The sequence below is a fragment of the Pseudomonas sp. LAM2023 genome (assembly GCF_016620375.1).
GTDB lineage: Bacteria > Pseudomonadota > Gammaproteobacteria > Pseudomonadales > Pseudomonadaceae > Aquipseudomonas > Aquipseudomonas anuradhapurensis.
Genome location: NZ_JAENHV010000035.1, coordinates 1 through 536 on the forward strand (window position 1 = coordinate 1; position 536 = coordinate 536).

Below are 536 nucleotides of genomic sequence, written 5' to 3' on the forward strand. Positions count from 1 at the left end.
CGGCTAACGGGGTACAACGACGACAAGCTCAAGGTGGACTACAGCTACGACGCCCTGGGCCGACGTCTGCACAAGCACTCGGTGGCGCACTTCTGGGACAGGCCGGAAGCGGGCACCGGGTGGAACCAGCTGCAACGGGCCAAGCGCCAGCGTGAACTTGGCTGCGGCTTTACCCTGTTTGGCTGGGATGGCGACACCCTGGCCTGGGAGAGCTCACCGCCAAGGGACGATGGCGATACTGGCCGTACCGTGCATTACCTGTACGAGCCGGGCAGCTTCGTGCCGGTCGCTCAGGCGCTGCGCAAGAGCCCGATCCGTTTGCACAAGCAACCGGACTGGAGTCAGCGAGAATACGATTTTGACCAGGATCCGCTGTGGCATACGGAGGTGAAACCGCAGGCGTTTGACGCAATTGCCTGGTACCAATGCGACCATCTCGGTACGCCGATGGAGCTGACCGATGAGCAGGGCAATGTTGCTTGGGCGGGGCAGTACAAGGCGTGGGGTGAAGTCAAAGAGGAGCGCTCGGACTGGGC

1 protein-coding gene is annotated in these 536 nt (G+C 62.5%); it reads left to right on the forward strand.

Annotated features, from left to right (window positions below):
• Positions 1–536, forward strand: a 536-nt coding sequence (locus JKP78_RS19835; protein ID WP_200627347.1) for an RHS domain-containing protein, incomplete at both ends; no start/stop codon positions are given.